Origin of the sequence: Streptomyces sp. NK08204 (assembly GCF_020400585.1) — a bacterium.
Taxonomy (GTDB): Bacteria; Actinomycetota; Actinomycetes; order Streptomycetales; family Streptomycetaceae; genus Streptomyces.
Genome location: NZ_JAINVF010000021.1, coordinates 110,613 through 128,615 on the forward strand (window position 1 = coordinate 110,613; position 18,003 = coordinate 128,615).

Annotated in this window: 15 protein-coding genes; 7 read left to right on the forward strand and 8 right to left on the reverse strand. The window is 71.8% G+C overall.

The genetic code is table 11. The features are described 5' to 3' along the window. Positions 1 to 78 precede the first annotated feature (78 nt). Entirely contained in the window at positions 79 to 2,343 is a 2,265-nt protein-coding gene (locus tag K7G59_RS26390; RefSeq protein ID WP_225838410.1) for a helix-hairpin-helix domain-containing protein, read from the reverse strand. Beyond that, entirely contained in the window at positions 2,340 to 3,323 is a 984-nt protein-coding gene (locus tag K7G59_RS26395) for an aldo/keto reductase (protein WP_225838412.1), read from the reverse strand. The genes K7G59_RS26390 and K7G59_RS26395 overlap by 4 nt, the downstream gene beginning before the upstream one ends. Before the next feature lie 113 nt (positions 3,324 to 3,436). Between K7G59_RS26395 and K7G59_RS26400 the strand changes: the two genes are divergently transcribed. Beyond that, on the forward strand, positions 3,437 to 4,492 hold the full coding sequence (locus K7G59_RS26400) for an LLM class F420-dependent oxidoreductase (RefSeq protein ID WP_225838414.1): 1,056 nt from the start codon (positions 3,437 to 3,439) through the stop codon (positions 4,490 to 4,492). 237 nt (positions 4,493 to 4,729) lie between these two features. Then, entirely contained in the window at positions 4,730 to 5,518 is a 789-nt protein-coding gene (locus K7G59_RS26405) for a ferritin-like domain-containing protein (RefSeq protein WP_225838416.1), read from the forward strand. 16 nt (positions 5,519 to 5,534) lie between these two features. Here the strand turns inward: K7G59_RS26405 and corA are convergent, their stop codons facing one another. After that, positions 5,535 to 6,530, reverse strand: a complete 996-nt coding sequence (gene corA / locus K7G59_RS26410) for a magnesium/cobalt transporter CorA (RefSeq protein ID WP_225838459.1) — start codon at positions 6,528 to 6,530, stop codon at positions 5,535 to 5,537. Between the two features lie 62 nt (positions 6,531 to 6,592). On the opposite strand from corA, the gene K7G59_RS26415 reads away from it, so the two are divergent. The 4 genes from K7G59_RS26415 (at position 6,593) to mshC (ending at position 10,094) form a co-directional block, all read left to right on the forward strand. Then, the gene (locus tag K7G59_RS26415; RefSeq protein WP_225838418.1) at positions 6,593 to 7,282 is read left to right on the forward strand and encodes a histidine phosphatase family protein; all 690 of its coding nucleotides are present in this window, start codon (positions 6,593 to 6,595) and stop codon (positions 7,280 to 7,282) included. 110 nt (positions 7,283 to 7,392) lie between these two features. Further along, complete coding sequence (locus K7G59_RS26420) at positions 7,393 to 7,983, forward strand: DUF3090 domain-containing protein (protein ID WP_225838420.1); 591 nt, start codon at positions 7,393 to 7,395, stop codon at positions 7,981 to 7,983. Beyond that, positions 7,947 to 8,771 carry an SCO1664 family protein gene (locus tag K7G59_RS26425; protein WP_225838423.1) on the forward strand — a complete coding sequence of 275 codons (825 nt, stop codon included), beginning with the start codon at positions 7,947 to 7,949 and terminating at the stop codon, positions 8,769 to 8,771. The genes K7G59_RS26420 and K7G59_RS26425 overlap by 37 nt, the downstream gene beginning before the upstream one ends. Positions 8,772 to 8,864: 93 nt before the next feature. Further along, a complete protein-coding gene (mshC, locus tag K7G59_RS26430; protein WP_225838425.1) occupies positions 8,865 to 10,094 on the forward strand; it encodes a cysteine--1-D-myo-inosityl 2-amino-2-deoxy-alpha-D-glucopyranoside ligase in 1,230 nt (409 codons plus the stop codon). A gap of 54 nt (positions 10,095 to 10,148) precedes the next feature. Here the strand turns inward: mshC and K7G59_RS26435 are convergent, their stop codons facing one another. The 5 genes from K7G59_RS26435 to K7G59_RS26455 form a co-directional block, all read right to left on the reverse strand. Then, a complete protein-coding gene (locus tag K7G59_RS26435) occupies positions 10,149 to 11,141 on the reverse strand; it encodes a PAC2 family protein (RefSeq protein WP_225838427.1) in 993 nt (330 codons plus the stop codon). A gap of 297 nt (positions 11,142 to 11,438) precedes the next feature. Then, positions 11,439 to 13,055, reverse strand: a complete 1,617-nt coding sequence (locus K7G59_RS26440; protein ID WP_225838430.1) for a glycerol-3-phosphate dehydrogenase/oxidase — start codon at positions 13,053 to 13,055, stop codon at positions 11,439 to 11,441. Between the two features lie 48 nt (positions 13,056 to 13,103). Further along, a complete protein-coding gene (gene glpK, locus K7G59_RS26445; protein WP_225838432.1) occupies positions 13,104 to 14,642 on the reverse strand; it encodes a glycerol kinase GlpK in 1,539 nt (512 codons plus the stop codon). Positions 14,643 to 14,724: 82 nt separating this feature from the next. Further along, entirely contained in the window at positions 14,725 to 15,519 is a 795-nt protein-coding gene (locus K7G59_RS26450; protein WP_225838436.1) for an MIP/aquaporin family protein, read from the reverse strand. 402 nt (positions 15,520 to 15,921) lie between these two features. Next, the gene (locus K7G59_RS26455; protein ID WP_225838439.1) at positions 15,922 to 16,686 is read right to left on the reverse strand and encodes an IclR family transcriptional regulator; all 765 of its coding nucleotides are present in this window, start codon (positions 16,684 to 16,686) and stop codon (positions 15,922 to 15,924) included. A gap of 292 nt (positions 16,687 to 16,978) precedes the next feature. Between K7G59_RS26455 and K7G59_RS26460 the strand changes: the two genes are divergently transcribed. Further along, positions 16,979 to 18,003, forward strand: a 1,025-nt coding sequence (locus K7G59_RS26460; RefSeq protein WP_225838441.1) for a homocysteine S-methyltransferase family protein, incomplete at its 3' end; no start/stop codon positions are given.

Consider the following 18,003-nt stretch of genomic DNA (forward strand, 5'->3'; position numbering starts at 1 on the left):
CGCCGGGCTCCGAATGGTGAGGTGAACGGCGGTGCCGCGCGGCCCGGGGCCGCTGCGGCACCGCCCAGGTGCCGGGCGTCAGCCCGCTGCCGGTACCTGGGTGCGCAGCAGCGTCTGCAGGCGCGTCGTGCGGGGCTTGGCCGGGATCTGTGCCACCGCCCTGGACAGTGCCTGCTCCACGCCGTGCACCACCGACAGATGGCGCTCGGCCCGGCCGAACGCCGTGTACACCCACGGCCTGCTGAGCGCCTGCGCGGCGTCGCCGGGCAGCACGACGACCGCCGCAGGCCACCGGCCGCCTACCGCCTGGTGCGCGGTCAGCGCCCAGCCGTGCCGCACGCACTGCTCCACCCGCTCCCGCGGTACGACGACCCGGGCGCCCGCGCACGACAGGTGCAGCCCGTCGGCGTCGGCCTGTACGACCGTGCCCGGCACGGTACGGCCCGCGGCGGGGGAGTAGGCGATCCGGTCGCCGGGATCGAAGCCGCCGAACCGGCCGGGGCCCGGGTTGAGGCGCTCCTTGAGGGCGGTGTTGAGGACACGGGTGCCCGCGGCGCCCCCGTGGCCCGGGGTGATCACCACGGTCTGTCCGGCGGGGACGCCGATCGCCCGCGGCACCGAGTCGGCGACCAGCTGCACGGTCCGGTGCACGGCCTCGCCCGCGTCCCGCACCGGCACGATGACGATCTCCTTGCCGGGCGCCCCGACCTGGTTCAGCTCGCCGACGCCGATGCCGGAGACCAGCTCGCCGAGCGGGCCGGCGTCCGGAGTGCGGGAGGCGATCTGCGGGCACACGCGGGCCGCGAGCAGGTCGGCGAAGACCCGCCCGGGTCCGGCCGACCACAGCACCGCCGGGTCGCCGCTCAGTACCAGCCGTACGCCGTCGGGCAGCGACTCCACCAGCATCGCGGCGCATTCGACGTCGAGTTGGGGGGCGTCCAGGACGATCAGCAGGTCCAGGTCCAGGGCGCCGTCCGCGTCCCGGCCGGGCCCTTCCGCACCGGAGAGCAGACCGGCGACCGTGCCGACGGACGCGGACTCCCCGGCGCCACCCAGGAGTTCGGCGAAGCGGCGGCTCCCGTCCGGGGTGTGGCAGGCCGCCCAGGCGCGCAGCCCCGCGGCGCGGGCGGCACCGAGCAGCGCGGCCGGCTCGGCGCGGGCCGCCTCGCCACCGGTGTGCAGCACCAGGCCGGACCCGAGGACCGCGCGCGCCAGCTCGGCCGCGCCGCCCGTCGCCCCGGCGACCGCAGCCTGCCAGGGTGGGGCGGCTTCCTTGGGCAGCGAGTCGAGCAGGCGGGCCAGGCCGTCCGCGAGGCTCTCCTCGGCGAGCGCGTAGCGCTCCAGTCCGACGAGGACCCGCACAGGCCGCTCCGCCTCCTCGCCCTCCTCCCCGCCGGCCTCGGCGTCCCGTGCCGTGCGGTCCGGAGCGCCGGGCTCGTCCAGGGCGTCCTGGAAGACCAGGGCCTCGCCCTCCGCGAGTGTGCTCTGCACCGCCGCGTCCGGGTCGGGCACGGCGCGCCGGGCGAGCGCCTCGGTGAGCACGGGCAGTTCCAGGGCGGTGTGCCCGGCCAGGGCCGCCTGCTCCAGGAGCCAGCCGGACATGGCACGACCCCGCCGCTCGTCGTCAGGCCCGCACGCGGCGCCGAGCAGAGCCCGCGCGAACCCGTCGGCCTGCTCGGGCCGTACACCGCCGACACGGAGCAGCTGCCAGGGATCCTCGCGCAGCACGGTGTCGGCGCCCTCGCCCAGGGCCGTGGCCACCTGGGGCGCAAGTGCGTCGGGTGCGCCGCCCGCGGCCAGCACGCGGCGGACGGCCTCGACGGTCTGCGGAGCCGGGACTCCGGGCGCCGTGACGGCGGGGGTCGGCTGCGGCCGGTTGACGGGCTCCGCAGCCGGGCGGCGCGGAGCCGCCACGGGCTCGGCGAAGACCGTGGCCACCGGCTTCTCGCCACTCTCCACCGCACGGACCGCCGCGAGCAGGTCGGCCGCCTTGCCGCTCAGCTTGGCGCCGCTCTCGATCGGGGCCTTCTTCTCGGCCTTGCGGCGCTCGATGCGCTCCCGCTCGATCCGCTGGGCGGCCAGCTCGGCCTCCGCTTCGGACGCTGCGGGCCCGTCGCCGGAACCTTCGGCCGAGACCCCCGTCCCGTCCTGCTCGCCCCCACCGTCACCGGCCCCCTCGCCGGTGCCCACGGCGTCACCGGATCCATCGTCCTCGCCGGTGCCCTCGGCGTCGTCCGCCGTGTCCCGCTCCGGGGTGTCCGGGCGCTCCGGGGCCTCCGGGATGTCCGGGGTCCCCGGCCCGGTTTCCTCCGTCGTCTCCGGGGTCTCCGGCTCCGTGCTCACAGCGTGCTCCAGTCGTGATCGGGATAGCGGTGCACGGGCGCCGACACGTCGTCGAGAGCCCGGCAGATCTCGTCAGGAAGACTAAGCGCCTCCACTGACAATGCCGCCGTGAGCTGCTGCGCGTTGCGTGCGCCGACGATCGGCGCGGTCACACCGGGCCGGTCCCGGACCCAGGCGAGGGCCACCTGGAGCGGGGTGACCGCGAGTCCGTCCGCGGCGGTCGTCACCGCGTCCACGATGCGGGCGGCGGTGTCGTCCAGGTACGGCGCGACGAAGGGTGCCAGGTGCTCGGAGGCGCCGCGCGAGTCCGGGGGAGTGCTGTGCCGGTACTTGCCGGTGAGCACCCCCCGGCCGAGGGGCGAGGAGGGCAGCAGCCCCACGCCCAGGTCGAGTGCGGCGGGCAGCACCTCGCGTTCGGCGCCGCGCTGGAGCAGCGAGTACTCCAGCTGCGTCCCGGCGAGCCGGGTGCGCGTGCCCGGCGCGGCCAGCTGCCAGGTGGCCGCCTTGGCGAGCTGCCAGCCGCAGAAGTTGGAGACGCCCACATAGCGGGCCCGGCCACTGCTCACCGCGGTGTCCAGGGCCTGGAGGGTCTCCTCCAGAGGGGTGAAGGGGTCGTAGGCGTGGATGTGCCACAGGTCGACGTGGTCCGTGCCCAGGCGGGCCAACGACGCGTCGAGGGCGGCGAGCAGATGACCCCGGGAACCGTCGAAGCGGCGGTCGGGATCGGGGACGCTGCCCGCCTTGGTGGAGATGACCAGGTCCCGGCGCGGTACGAGGCCGTCCATGAGGTGTCCGAGCAGATACTCCGCCTCCCCGTCGCCGTACACGTCCGCGGTGTCGACGAGGGTGCCGCCGGCCTCCCAGAACGCCTTCAGCATGTCCGCGGCGTCGTGCTCGTCGGTGTCCCGGCCCCAGGTGAGAGTGCCGAGCCCGATCCGGGACACGCGCAGGCCGGTACGGCCGAGATGCCTCTGCTCCATGTCCGCGAGATTACTGGCCAGAACTGCTGCCGTGGGTTGCCTGTGGATAACTCGGTCGCCCGCGCTAAGGTCTGCGTCACAGGGACGTTACTCACGGGTAAGGGGATTCGGTCATGCAGCTCGGGATCAACCTCGGCTACTGGGGCGCCGGGATGGACGCGGACAATCTGGCCGTGGCACAGGAAGCCGACCGGCTGGGCTACTCCGTGTGCTGGGCCGCCGAGGCGTACGGCTCCGACGCGGCCACCGTGCTCAGCTGGGTCGCCGCGCAGACCGAGCGGATCGACGTCGGTTCGGCCATCTTCCAGATCCCGGCCCGGCAGCCCGCGATGACCGCGATGACCGCGGCGACCCTGGACTCGCTGTCCAAGGGCCGCTTCCGGCTCGGCCTCGGCGTCTCCGGCCCCCAGGTCTCCGAGGGGTGGTACGGCGTCAAGTTCGACAAGCCGCTGGCGCGCACGCGCGAGTACGTGGAGATCGTGCGCAAGGCGATGGCGCGGGAGCGGCTGTCGTACGAGGGCGAGCACTGGACGCTGCCGCTGCCCGGCGGCCCGGGGAAGCCGATCAAGCTGACCGTGCACCCGCAGCGCGAGCACATCCCGCTGTACATCGCCGCGATCGGACCGAAGAACCTGGAACAGACCGGTGAGATCGCCGACGGCGCGCTGCTGATCTTCCCCTCCGCGGAGCACCTGGAGGAGACCACGATGACGTACCTGCGCGCGGGCCGGGAGAAGGCGGGCAGGACCCTCGACGGGTTCGACGTCTGCCCGACCCTGCCGCTCGCCGTCGGCGACGACAAGGACGTGGCCGGACTCGCGGACATCTTCCGTCCTTACACCGCGCTGTACGTCGGCGGCATGGGCAGCGCCAAGCAGAACTTCTACAACCAGCTCGCCAGGCGCATGGGGTACGAGAAGGAGGCCGCCGAAATCCAGGACAAGTACCTCTCCGGCGACAAGGCCGGTGCCGCCGCGGCCATTCCGCAGGACCTCATCGACAGGACCACGCTGCTCGGCTCCGTCGCGCGCATCGCCGACCGGATGAAGGCCTACGCCGCCGCCGGTGTCACCACCCTCAGCCTCGCGCCAGCCGGCTTCACGCTGGAGGAGCGGCTCGCCTCTCTCAGGGCGGGCGTCGAGGCCCTGGAGCGCGCCGGACTGGCGTAGCGGGCAGTTCACGGTAGCGGGGGAGTTCCCAGCGGCCGTGGTGGGGGCTCGGGGGTCTTCCCCGCCACGGCCGTCACGGGTAACAACGCGTCGGCCGCCCGGCGGTTACGCCCCCGGAACTCCCTCTTTCGGCCCAGCCGGCGCGCACAGCTGTTGCGGCACCTCTCTGGCCGCATTTGACTCGTTCTTCGCGGAATCCTGCGTAGACCTGCGCAATCGTGCAGAGAGGCGGCTTGCATGCTTTCGGCCAAGAGTCTGTTCCAGGAGATCCTCGACAACGACGATTCCTTCCGCCTCTTCTGCTCCATCGCGGCCGGCGGGGAGGCACAGGGCGGCTGGGAGAACGGGCGGATCGCCGCTCTCGTCCCGCAGAGCGAGCGCGCGCTCGCCCCCAAGATCAGCCGGCACGGCGCCGACGAGGACAAGCACGGGCGCATCTTCAACGCCCTGATGAAGAAGCGCGGCCTGCGGCCGGTCGCCGTTCCGCCCGAGACCGACTACACGATGCTCCTGGAGCGGCGCGGCATCGGCCTCGCCCACGACAGACTGCGACGGGACGAGCCGCTCACCGTGCAGGACCTCATCGTCTACCTCTCGCACAGCCGGGTCACCGAGCAGCGCGCCGCCGACCAGATGGTGGTGCTGCGCAAGCACTTCGCCGACCACCCCGAGGTCGGCAGAGCGGTCCGCGTGATCTGCGGCGACGAGGACAATCACCTCGCCTACACCCACGAGGAGCTGCTGCGCTTCGCCGCCGCCGGACACGGCCGGCTCATCCAGCGCACCCTGCGTGCCTGTGCGCTCGCCGAAGCCCGCGTCTACCGCGACGTCAGCCTCGCCGTCACGGCCCACATGGGCCGCATTCTCGGCTGGCCGAAGGTCAAGTCCGCGCTCCTGGCGGCCGGCATTCACGCCGTGTACGCCTACGAACGCCTCCTGGGCTGGCGCCGCATGGTGACCCTCAGCATGCCCGAGCGGCGCGATCCGCTCGGCGGCCCCGTCACCCCCGCCCCCGAGTTCGCGTAGGCCGCCGCACCGCGGCTCACAGCCAGCCGCGCCGCTTGAACAGGTGGTACAGCAGCACCTCCAGGGCGGCCATCAGCAGGATCACCGCCGGGTACGCCCACAGGAAGTGCAGCTCGGGCATGTGGTCGAAGTTCATGCCGTAGATCCCCGCGATCATCGTGGGGATCGCCGCCATCGCCGCCCAGGCGGAGATCTTCCGCATGTCGTCGTTCTGCCGCACGCTCATCTGCGCCAGATGCGCCGCCAGGATGTCCGACACCAGCCGGTCCAGGGCCTCCACGGACTCGTTCACACGCGCCAGGTGGTCGAGCACGTCACGGAAGAAGGGACGCGCCTTGTCCTCCACGAAGGGCAGCCCGGTGCCGAACTGGCCGGTGCCCGCCAGCCGGGTCAGCGGCAGCGCCAGCGGCCCGGTGGCCCGCCGGAACTCCAGGACCTGCCGCTTGAAGGTGTAGATCCGCGACGCGGTGTTCCGCGAGCCCCCGCCGTCCGGCTCGAACACCGCGGCCTCCAGCTCCTCCAGGTCGGTCTGCAGCTCCGTCGCCACCTCCAGGTAGTGGTCGACGATGGCGTCGGAGATCGCGTACAGCACGGCGGTGGGGCCCTTGCCCAGCATCTCCGGCTCGTCCTCCAGCCGGTGCCGTACGGCCGCCAGCGGCGAGCTCTCGCCGTGCCGGACCGTCACCACGAAGCAGTCCCCGAGGAAGACCATGACCTCGCCGGCCCTGACGGTGTCGTTCTGCGGCTCGTAGACCACCGGTTTCAGGACCATGAACATCGAGTCGTCGTACACCTCGAGTTTGGGCCGCTGGTGCGCCTTGAGCGCGTCCTCGACCGCCAGCGGATGCAGCCCGAACTCCTCGGTGACCAGGTCGAACTCCCGCTCCGACGGCTCGTGGAGGCCGATCCACACGAACCCGCCCACCGCCCGCGCCTCGGCCAGCGCGTCGGACAGGTCGTCCGGGCCCTCGGTGCGGTGCCCATGCCGGTAGACGGCGCAGTCGACGATCACGGTGCGCATTCTCCCGTCCACCGGCCGCCCCCGCACCTCGGAGTACGCCTACCCTGGGCGGCATGCCCACGCTGATCCTCGTAAGGCACGGACGATCCACCGCCAACACCTCCGGCGTGCTCGCAGGGTGGACGCCCGGCGTCGCCCTCGACGAGCGCGGTGCCGCACAGGCCGCCGCACTGCCCGGCCGCCTCGCAGGCCTGCCGATCTGCGAGGTCGTCGCCAGCCCGCTCCAGCGCTGCCAGGAGACCGTCCGGCCGCTGCTCGACGCCCGCCCCGGACTGCGCGCCCACACCGACGAGCGGATCGGCGAGTGCGACTACGGCGACTGGTCCGGCCGCAAGCTCGCCGAGCTGGCGGACGAACCCCTGATGGAGGTCGTGCAGGCGCACCCCTCGGCCGCCGCCTTCCCGGGGGGCGAGTCCATGCGGGCCATGCAGACCCGCGCCGCCGAAGCGGTACGGGAGTGGAACGCGCGCGTGGAGCGCGATCACGGTGCCGACGCGGTCTACTTGATGTGTTCGCACGGCGACATCATCAAGTCCCTCGTCGCGGATGCCCTCGGACTCCATCTCGACCTCTTCCAGCGGATCTCCGTGGAACCGTGTTCCATCACCGCGATCCGCTACACCCGCCTCCGTCCGTTCCTCGTCCGCCTCGGGGACACCGGTGATTTCGCCTCCCTCGCACCGCGCGAGGAAGAGGCCCCGGGGAGCGACGCTCCGGTCGGGGGCGGTGCGGGCGCACCGTGATCGTCGCCCGCAGTAGGGTGAAGCGATCCGCGCAGTCGCGTTCCCCACGTGGCCCGGACTGCTGAGACTCCCGCAACTGTCGCAACTCTCGAATCCAATGGAGACAGGACGTGTCCCGTCAGGTGTTCCTCTACGATCCGCCGGACCGCTTCGTGGCCGGCACGGTCGGACTGCCCGGGCGCCGTACGTTCTTCCTCCAGGCCGCCGCAGGCTCCCGGGTGACCAGCGTGGTCCTGGAGAAGACCCAGGTCGCCGCGCTCGCCGAGCGCATGGACGAGCTGCTCGACGAGGTCGTACGGCGCAGCGGCGGCAACGCCGCCGTGCCCGCCGTGGCACCCGCGGAGATCGCCGACACCGCCCCGCTGGACACCCCCATCGAGGAGGAGTTCCGCGTCGGCACGATGGCCCTGGCCTGGGACGGCGAGGATCAGCGCATGATCGTCGAGGCGCAGGCTCTGGTGGAGCTGGACGCCGAGACCGAGGAGGACCTCGCCGAGGCCGAGGAGCGACTGCTCCAGGACGAGGAGAACGGGCCTCCGATGCTGCGGGTCCGGCTGACCGGCGCGCAGGCCAGAGCCTTCGCCAAGCGCGCCCTCGACGTCGTCAACGCCGGAAGGCCGCCGTGCCCCCTGTGCAGCCTCCCGCTCGACCCGGAAGGACACGTATGTCCGCGCCAGAACGGATACCGTCGCGGAGCGTGACGGCCGACGCCGCCGAACTGCTGGCGTGCGGTGAGCTGACCGTGCGCGGCCGGATCCGAGAGGCATCCAACGCGGCGCTGTTCTGCTCGGTCACCCTCGACGGCCGGGAAGCGGCCTGTGTGTACAAGCCCGTGGCCGGTGAGCGTCCGCTGTGGGATTTTCCCGACGGCACCCTCGCGGGCCGGGAGGTGGCTGCCTACGAGGTGTCCGAGGCCACCGGCTGGGGGCTCGTGCCGCCGACCGTGCTGCGCGACGGGCCGTACGGCGAGGGCATGTGCCAGCTGTGGATCGACGTGAGCGCCGAGGCCGAGCTGCTCGCCCTGGTCGACGCCGAGGAGCCGGAGCCGGGCTGGCGGGCGATCGGTCTCGCCGAGGTCGGCGAGGGCCGCACCGCGCTGCTCGTGCACGCCGACGACGAACGGCTGCGCCGGCTCGCCGTCCTCGACGCGGTGATCAACAACGCCGACCGCAAGGGCGGCCACCTGCTGCCCACCGCCGACGGACGGCTCTACGGCATCGACCACGGGGTCACCTTCAACGTCGACAACAAGCTCCGCACCCTGCTGTGGGGATGGGCCGGGGAACCGCTGACGCCTGAGGCCGTCGACGTGCTCCAGAGGCTGAGCGAGAGCCTTGCCGAGGGCGGCGCGCTGGCCGCGCGGCTGACCGCACTGATCACGCCGATCGAGATCGACGCCACGCGCGCGCGTGCCGACGCGCTGCTCGCCTCGGGACTGCACCCGGAGCCGAGCGGGCAGTGGCCGGCGATCCCGTGGCCGCCGGTTTGATCATGTCGGCCGCGTACGCGCAAGAGCACCTCACCGGCCAACCGACCCGGTCCGGTTCGTATCCGCAACTGCGGTCCGGTTAGGCTCATGTACATGCATGCCTGGCCCGCTTCCGAGGTCCCCGCCCTGCCTGGTCAGGGCCGCGACCTGAGGATCCACGACACCGCGACCGGCGGTCTGGTGACCCTTGACCCCGGTCCCGTCGCCCGTATCTACGTCTGTGGCATCACCCCGTACGACGCGACCCACATGGGGCACGCGGCGACCTACAACGCGTTCGACCTGGTCCAGCGCGTGTGGCTCGACACCAAGCGGCAGGTCCATTACGTCCAGAACGTGACCGACGTCGACGATCCGCTGCTGGAGCGCGCGAACCGCGACGGCGTCGACTGGGTCGCCCTCGCGGAGAAGGAGACCGTCCTCTTCCGTGAGGACATGACCGCCCTGCGGATGCTCCCGCCGAAGCACTACATAGGCGCCGTCGAGGCGATACCCCGCATCGTCCCGCTCGTGGAGCGCCTGTGCGACCTCGGCGCGGCCTACGAGCTGGGCGGCGACATCTACTTCTCCGTCGAGTCCGACACCCACTTCGGCAAGGTCTCGAACCTGGACGCGGCGGCGATGCGGCTGCTGTCCGCCGAGCGCGGCGGCGACCCGGACCGCCCGGGCAAGAAGAACCCGCTGGACCCGATGCTGTGGATGGCGGCCCGCGAGGGCGAGCCCAGCTGGGACGGCGGCTCCCTGGGCCCCGGGCGTCCCGGCTGGCACATCGAGTGCGTCGCCATCGCCCTCGAGCACCTCGGCATGGGCTTCGACGTCCAGGGCGGCGGCTCGGACCTCGCCTTCCCGCACCACGAGATGGGCGCCTCGCACGCCCAGGTGCTCACCGGCGAGTTCCCGATGGCCAAGGCGTACGTCCACGCCGGCATGGTCGCCCTGCACGGCGAGAAGATGTCCAAGTCCAAGGGCAACCTCGTCTTCATCTCGCAGCTGCGCCGTGACGGCGTCGACCCTGGCGCCATCCGGCTGGCCCTGCTCGCCCACCACTACCGCGAGAACTGGGAGTGGACCGACCAGGTCCTCCAGGACGCGGTGGACCGCCTCGGCCGCTGGCGTGCGGCGGTCTCCCGGCCCGACGGGCCGTCCGCCGACGCGCTCGTCGAGGAGATCCGCGACGCCCTGGCCGACGACCTGAACGCGCCCGCGGCGCTTGCCGCCGTGGACCGCTGGGCGGCCAGCCAGGAGCAGGAGGGCGGCACGGACATAGCCGCCCCCGGCCTGGTCAGCCGTGCCGTGGACGCGCTGCTGGGCGTGGCCCTGTAACACGACGGGGAAGGGGCGGTTCCCGATCGGGAACCGCCCCTTCCTGCTGTGCTCTCAGTCCTCGGAGGTGTCCTCGTCATTGCCCTCCGGGCCGCCCGGAGCCCCTGGCTTCGGCGGCTTCGGCGGCCGGGTACGGCCGCTCGGGTTGTCCCGCAGGTAGGAGCCGCCGTCCCCGCCGTCCGCGGTGGCGTGCCCGCCGGGCGGGCTCACGTCCCTGCGCCGCAGGTACCGCTCGAACTCGCGGGCGATCGCCTCGCCCGACGCCTCCGGCAGATCCGCGGTGTCCCGGGCCTCCTCCAGCGTCTGGACGTACTCGGCGACCTCGCTGTCCTCGGCGGCCAGCTGGTCCACGCCCACCTGCCAGGCACGTGCGTCCTCGGGCAGCTCGCCCTGCGGGATGCGCAGGTCCAGCAGGTCCTCCAGGCGGTTGAGCAGCGCCAGGGTGGCCTTCGGGTTGGGCGGCTGGGAGACGTAGTGCGGCACGGCCGCCCACAGCGACACCGCCGGGACGCCCGCGTGCGTGCACGCCTCCTGCAGGACGCCGACGATGCCCGTCGGGCCCTCGTACTTGGTCTCCTCCAGGTCCATCCGGCGGGCCAGGTCGGGGTCGGACGTGACCCCGCTGACCGGGACCGGACGCGTGTGCGGAGTGTCACCGAGCAGAGCACCCAGGATGACCACCAGCTCCACGCCCAGCTCGTGCGCGAAGCCGAGCAGCTCGTTGCAGAATGACCGCCAGCGCATGGACGGTTCGATGCCGCGCACCAGCACCAGGTCGCGGGGCTTGTCGCCACCGACCCGGACCACCGACAGCCGCGTCGTCGGCCATGTGATCTTGCGCACTCCGGCGTCCATGAACACCGTGGGGCGGTTCACCTGGAAGTCGTAGTAGTCCTCGGCGTCCAGGGCCGCGAACACCTCGCCCTTCCACTCGCGCTCCAGATGCGCGACCGCCGTGGAGGCGGCGTCGCCGGCATCGTTCCAGCCCTCGAACGCGGCCACCATGACTGGGTCGATCAGCTCGGGAACCCCCTCCAGCTCGATCACCCAGTGCCTCCTTCCGACGTGCCCTCGCTTGTCGTCCCAACCTTACGGCGTCCGGCGGGGGCGCCCGCAGCCCCCTTGCGCGGGGCAGTGACCGGATCACTGCCCCGATCGCCGCCCCGGAACACCCGTGCTCATCAGGGAGTCCCGCAGACGTGCACGGCCTCGACGGACACGCACGCCAAGGACGGCCCCGTCGGCGCGGGGCCGTCCTTGGCAGACCTTCAGCTCACGCTCCTTCAGGTCACGTGGTCTCAGGTCCCGCTTCCAGAGACCTTCCGGTCCCCCTGCAGGCGGGTCCTACTTCTTGTCGAGCAGGTCCTGGACCTTGGCACGGACCTCGTCGGTGGCGAGGCCGCGGATGGTCAGCGTGGTACGGCGGCGCAGCACGTCGTCCGCCGTCTCGGCCCACTCGTTGTCCCGGGCGTAGACGACCTGCGCCCAGATCTCCGGTGCGTCCGGGTGGACGCGCTCGGCCAGCTCCGGGTTCTCGTTCGCCATGCGGGCGATGTCGAAGGCCAGGGAGCCGTAGTGGGTGGCCAGGTGCTTGGCGGTGTCGGCGGCCATGCGCGGGCCGGGCGCCGGGCGGTCCACCAGCAGCCGGTGGGCCACCGCGCGCGGGTTGGCGACACCGGGCAGCGGCAGCCGCTTCGGCAGGGAGGAGATGGGTTCGAAGTCGTCGCCGAGCGGGTGGCCCGGCAGCGCCTCCAGCTTCTTCATGATCGTGCGGCCGATGTGCCGGAAGGTGGTCCACTTGCCGCCCGCGACGGACAGCATGCCGGCCCTGCCCTCGGTGACCACGGTCTCGCGCTTGGCCTTGGCGGTGTCACCGGGGCCGCCCGGCAGCACGCGCAGACCCGCGAAGGAGTACGTGATCAGGTCACGGCTGAGCTGCTGGTCGCGGATGGAGAAGGACGCCTCGTCCAGGATCTGGGTTATGTCCTGCTCGTTGACCGCGACGTCCGCCGGGTCGCCTTCGTACTCCTCGTCGGTGGTGCCGAGCAGCAGCATGTCCTCCCACGGGAGGGCGAAGGTGATGCGGTACTTGTCGATGGGCGTCGCGAGGGCGGCCTTCCACGGCGAGGTCCGCTTAAGGATCAGGTGCGCGCCCTTGGACAGGCGGATGGACGGGGCCGCGCCCGGGTCCTCCATCCTGCGCAGGTGGTCGACCCAGGGGCCGGTCGCGTTCAGCACCAGACGGGCCGTGACGCCGAACTCGTCGCCGGACAGGCGGTCGCGCAGCTCCGCGCCCGTCACCCGGCCCTTGGTGAAGCGCAGCCCGGTCACCTCGGCGTGGTTGAGGACGACCGCGCCCGCATCGACGGCCGCGCGGACGGTCATCAGCGCCATGCGCGCGTCGTTCATCTGGCCGTCGCCGTACACGGCCACGGCCTTGAGGTTGTCGGTGCGCAGTTCGGGCACGTCCTGCGCGGCCTTGGCGGGGGAGAGCAGGTGGCCCACGCCGTCACCGAAGGCGGAGAGCGCGGAGTAGGCGAAGACACCCGCGCCGAGCTTCGCCGCGCCGTGCGGCCCGCCCTTGTACACGGGGAGGTAGAAGGTGAGCGGGCTCGCCAGGTGGGGGGCCACCTGGTGGGAGACCGCACGGCGCTCGAAGTGGTTCTCCGCCACCAGCTTCACCGCGCCGGTCTGCAGGTAGCGCAGACCGCCGTGGAGGAGCTTGGAGGAGGCGGAGGAGGTGGCGCCGGCGAAGTCGCCGGCGTCGACCAGCGCCACCCTGAGTCCGGACTGCGCGGCGTGCCAGGCGGTGGAGATGCCCAGAATGCCGCCGCCGATCACAAGAAGGTCGTATGACGCCTTGGCGAGCTGCTCCCTGGTCTCGGCCCGGCTCGGGTTCGAGCCGGAGGCCGGGTGCGTCCCCAGGGCAGGCACGGACTGCAGGGTGGACTGACTGGTCATGTCGGGTACTTACTCCTCGTCAGAGCTGACTGAGCAGGGAAAGACCGCTCAGCTCTCGTCCTCGATCCAGCCCATGGTCCGGTCGACGGCCTTGAGCCAGTTCTTGTACTCACGGTCGCGGGTCTCCGCGTCCATGTGGGGGGTCCACTCGGCGGCCCGGCGCCAGTTGGCACGCAGTTCGTCGGTGCTGGACCAGAAGCCGACGGCGAGCCCGGCGGCGTAGGCGGCGCCGAGGCAGGTGGTCTCGGCGACCATCGGGCGCACCACCGGTGCGTCCAGGACGTCGGCGAGGGTCTGCATCAGCAGGTTGTTGGAGGTCATGCCGCCGTCGACCTTGAGGGTCACCAGCTCGTCGCCGGAGTCCTTGATCATGGCGTCGGCGATCTCCCGGGTCTGCCAGGCGGTGGCCTCCAGGACGGCGCGCGCGAGGTGCGCCTTGGTGACGTACCGGGTCAGGCCGGCGATCACGCCGCGGGCGTCGGAGCGCCAGTGCGGGGCGAACAGGCCGGAGAAGGCCGGCACGAAGTAGGCGCCGCCGTTGTCCTCGACCGAGAGCGCGAGCGTCTCGATCTCGGCGGCGGTGGAGATCAGGCCCATCTGGTCGCGCATCCACTGCACCAGGGAGCCGGTGACGGCGATCGAGCCCTCCAGGGCGTAGACCGTCGGCTGGTCGCCGATCTTGTAGCCGACCGTGGTCAGCAGGCCCGCGTAGGAGTTGATGATCTTGTCACCGGTGTTCATCACCATGAAGGTGCCGGTGCCGTACGTGGACTTGGTCTCGCCCTCGGAGAAGCAGGTCTGGCCGAACAGGGCCGCCTGCTGGTCGCCGAGCGCCGAGGCGACCGGGATGCCGCCGATCAGGTCGCCGAGCCTGCCGCCGGTGACCTCGCCGTACACCTCGGCGGAGGAGCGGATCTCGGGCAGGATCTGCAGCGGCACGCCGATGGACTCGGCGATCTTCTCGTCCCACTGCATCGTGTGCAGGTTCATGAGAAGGGTGCGGGAGGCATTGGTGACGTCGGTCACGTGCTTGCCGCCGTTGACACCGCCGGTCAGGTTCCAGATGACCCAGGTGTCCATGGTGCCGAAGAGGATGTCGCCCGCTTCGGCGCGCTCCCGCAGCCCCTCGACGTTGTCGAGCAGCCAGCGGGCCTTCGGGCCGGAGAAGTACGACGCGAGCGGCAGGCCGGTCTCGCGGCGGAAGCGGTCCTGGCCGACGTTGCGGCCCAGCTCCTTGCACAGGGCGTCGGTGCGGGTGTCCTGCCAGACAAGGGCGTTGTGAACGGGCTCACCGGTGTTCTTGTCCCACAGCACGGTGGTCTCGCGCTGGTTGGTGATGCCGATGGCCTTGATGTCGTCACGGGTGATGCCGGCCTTCTGGACGGCTCCGGCGACGACCTCCTGGACGTTGGTCCAGATCTCGTTGGCGTCGTGCTCGACCCAGCCCGGCTTGGGGAAGATCTGCTCGTGCTCCTTCTGGTCGACGGAGACGATCCGGCCGTCCCGGTCGAAGACGATGCAGCGCGAGGAGGTCGTGCCCTGGTCGATCGCGGCGATGAACGGGCCTGCGGTGTGGGCGTCGGTCACTGTGTACTCCTGAAAGATCCGTGGTGAGGGGGCTGTACGTACGGCGCGTGCTCGAGGACTCGGTGCTTGTTAAAGCTGCTTCCTAAGCAAAGGCGACGTTGTAGAGGCCTGCAGCGATCGCGCCGCCGATCAGCGGACCGACCACGGGGATCCAGGCGTAGCTCCAGTCGGAACCACCCTTGTTGGGCAGGGGCAGGAGGGCGTGCACGATGCGCGGGCCGAGGTCACGGGCAGGGTTGATGGCGTAGCCCGTCGGGCCGCCGAGCGAGAGGCCGATGGAGACGACGACCAGCGAGGTGATCAGGGCACCGAGGGGGCCCAGGCCGTTGCCGTTGCCGTTCAGGCCCTGCGTGAGGACGGCGAGGACCAGCACGACGGTGCCGATGATCTCCGTGGCGAGGTTCTGCACCACGTTCCGGATCTCCGGACCGGTGGAGAAGACGCCGAGGACGGGGCCGGCGCCCTTCTCCTGGGCCTCGACGGCCTTGGCCGCCGTGGCCTGCGCGCCCGGACCGCCGACGATCTCATTGTCGGTGAGGTGGGCGTGGAACTGGCCGTAGTAGGTGATCCAGACCAGAGCCGCGCCGATCATGGCGCCGAGCAGCTGACCGCCCCAGTAGGTGGGCAGGTCGCTGAAGTCCTTGTCCTTGATCGCGAGCGCGAGCGTCACGGCCGGGTTCAGGTGGGCGCCGGAGAGCGGCGCCGAGGTGTAAACGGCCGTCAGAACGGCGAAACCCCACCCGAAGGTGATGGCGAGCCAACCGGCGTTACGGGCCTTGGAGGCCTTCAGCGTGACGGCGGCACACACGCCGCCGCCGAGCAGGATGAGTATGGCGGTACCGATGGTCTCGCCGATGAAGATGTCGGAGCTGGACACCCGCGACTCCTTTGTCCTTCGTCCAGGGGTAGCCGAACCCCGGGTCCCTCCGGGGGTCTGGCGCCCTCGGGGGTGAGAGCGAATCCGGCCTCTGGCGTTGTCACACCCTAGCGCGTATTGCCGGTAGATGTTCGACAATGCCGACCGATGGACGGGAGTCTTGCTTTGGGCTCACGGATGCGTCAAGGGTTCTGGTATCGAAAACAGGATCGTTATTGATCGCCGAGGCTTATGGGTCTTCGTGTGCGGACGTACCGCCCTGCCCCGTTCTGCCGGTTTCGGGGTACGCCTAGAACCGGAACGCCGCCCGGCGTTCCGGTTGTCGCCCCGAAGGGTTCCCGTCATCCTCCAAGCGCTCGCACGCTGTGCTCGTGCGGCGCTGGCGCGGCGCTCGCGCGCCGCTCAGAACCGGCTCGCGCCGAGGTCCCTGGAGACCGCGCGGGCGCAGTCGCGCACCGCCGCGATCAGCTCGGGACGCAGCTCTCCGTCCCGGCGCAGCCGTTCCACCGCGCCCGTGATGCCGACCGCGCCCACGGGCATGCGCCGCCGGTCGTGGATGGGCGCGGCGATCGACGCCACACCCTCCCAGGTCTCCTCCACGTCCGCCGCGTACCCACGCGCGCGCGTGACGTCCAGGATGTGCTCGAAATCGCCGAGGTCGCACACCGTACGGTCCGTGAAGGGCTTCCGGTCGCTGTCCACGGCCTCGCTGTGCGCCACCGGGTCGTACGCCGAGAGCACCTTGCCCAGCGCCGTGGAGTGCAGCGGCTGCATCGCCCCGATCTCCAGCACCTGCCGGCTGTCGTCCGGCCGGAACACGTGGTGCACGATCAGGACGCCCTGCTGGTGCAGGACGCCCAGGTACACGCTCTCCCCGCTGGCCCGGGCCAGGTCGTCCGTCCACACCAGGGCCCGCGCCCGCAGCTCGTGCACGTCCAGATAGGTGGTGCCCAGGCGCAGCAGCTCCGCGCCGAGCTGGTAGCGCCCGGAGGCGCCGTCCTGCTCCACGAAGCCCTCCTGCTGGAGGGTGCGCAGGATGCCGTGGGCGGTGCCCTTGGCGAGACCCAGCGACGAGGCGATGTCCGACAGGCCGAGCCGTCGCTCGCCGCCCGCGAGCAGACGCAGCATCGCCGCCGCCCGTTCGAGCGACTGGATGTTCCGTGCCATCGCCGTCCTGCCTCCGTCCCCTTCGACTGCCGACGGACGCTTACCTCAACGCCGTTCGACAATGCCGAACACTACCGTTCCGTGACGACCTACCGCCAATGGCCGGTCGACACCTGTTCCCGCCCACGGGACCCGTGCGGCCCACCGGCCACCCGCTCGCCTGCCGCACGTCCGCCTCGTGGACGCCGGTCCCCATCCAAGCCCACTCCCGGTTACTCTGACGCCGTGCGGCACCCCGGACCTGTCCGGGAGGCCGCATAGCCGACAGCCGTCGCACTCCAGGGAGCCCTTCATGGCCGCGTTGCCACCGTCCCCTTCCACCGCCGACAGCCGGGCCCGTGCGTCCGCGCTCCGCGAGGCGCTCGCCACCCGTGTGGTGGTCGCCGACGGGGCCATGGGCACCATGCTCCAGGCCCAGGAACCGACCCTGGAGGACTTCCAGCAGCTGGAAGGCTGCAACGAGATTCTCAACCTCACCCGCCCCGACATCGTCCGCTCCGTCCACGAGGCGTACTTCGCGGTGGGCGTCGACTGCGTCGAGACCAACACCTTCGGGGCGAACCACTCCGCGCTCGGCGAGTACGACATCGCCGAGCGCGTGTACGAGCTGTCCGAGGCGGGCGCCCGGGTGGCCCGCGAGGCCGCCGACGGGTTCACCGCCAAGGACGGCCGGGCCCGCTGGGTCCTCGGCTCCATGGGCCCCGGCACCAAGCTGCCCACCCTCGGCCACGCCCCGTACCCCACCCTGCGCGACGCCTACCAGCAGAACGCCGAAGGCCTCGTCGCGGGCGGCGCCGACGCGCTGCTCGTGGAGACCACCCAGGACCTGCTGCAGACCAAGGCGGCCGTCCTCGGCGCCCGCCGCGCCCTGGACGCCCTCGGCCTGGACCTGCCGCTGATCGTCTCCGTGACCGTCGAGACCACCGGCACCATGCTCCTCGGCTCCGAGATCGGCGCGGCCCTCACCGCGCTGGAGCCGCTCGGCATCGACATGATCGGCCTGAACTGCGCCACCGGCCCCGCCGAGATGAGCGAGCACCTGCGCTACCTCGCCCGCAACGCGCGCATCCCGCTGTCCTGCATGCCCAACGCGGGCCTGCCGGTCCTCGGCAAGGACGGCGCCCACTACCCGCTGACCGCGCCCGAGCTGGCCGACGCCCAGGAGACCTTCGTCCGCGAGTACGGCCTCTCGCTCGTCGGCGGCTGCTGCGGCACGACCCCCGAGCACCTGCGTCAGGTCGTCGAGCGCGTCCAGGGCCTCACCCCGCCCGCCCGCGACCCGCGGCCCGAGCCGGGCGCCGCCTCCCTCTACCAGTC

Bases quoted from the DNA above. Each gene is read 5' to 3' on its own strand.
- K7G59_RS26395 (WP_225838412.1), bottom strand. From the start codon at position 3,323: ATGGAGCAGAGGCATCTCGGCCGTACCGGCCTGCGCGTGTCCCGGATC.
- K7G59_RS26400 (WP_225838414.1), top strand. From the start codon at position 3,437: ATGCAGCTCGGGATCAACCTCGGCTACTGGGGCGCCGGGATGGACGCG.
- K7G59_RS26405 (WP_225838416.1), top strand. From the start codon at position 4,730: ATGCTTTCGGCCAAGAGTCTGTTCCAGGAGATCCTCGACAACGACGAT.
- K7G59_RS26415 (WP_225838418.1), top strand. From the start codon at position 6,593: ATGCCCACGCTGATCCTCGTAAGGCACGGACGATCCACCGCCAACACC.
- K7G59_RS26425 (WP_225838423.1), top strand. From the start codon at position 7,947: ATGTCCGCGCCAGAACGGATACCGTCGCGGAGCGTGACGGCCGACGCC.
- mshC (WP_225838425.1), top strand. From the start codon at position 8,865: ATGCATGCCTGGCCCGCTTCCGAGGTCCCCGCCCTGCCTGGTCAGGGC.
- K7G59_RS26440 (WP_225838430.1), bottom strand. From the start codon at position 13,055: ATGACCAGTCAGTCCACCCTGCAGTCCGTGCCTGCCCTGGGGACGCAC.
- K7G59_RS26455 (WP_225838439.1), bottom strand. From the start codon at position 16,686: ATGGCACGGAACATCCAGTCGCTCGAACGGGCGGCGGCGATGCTGCGT.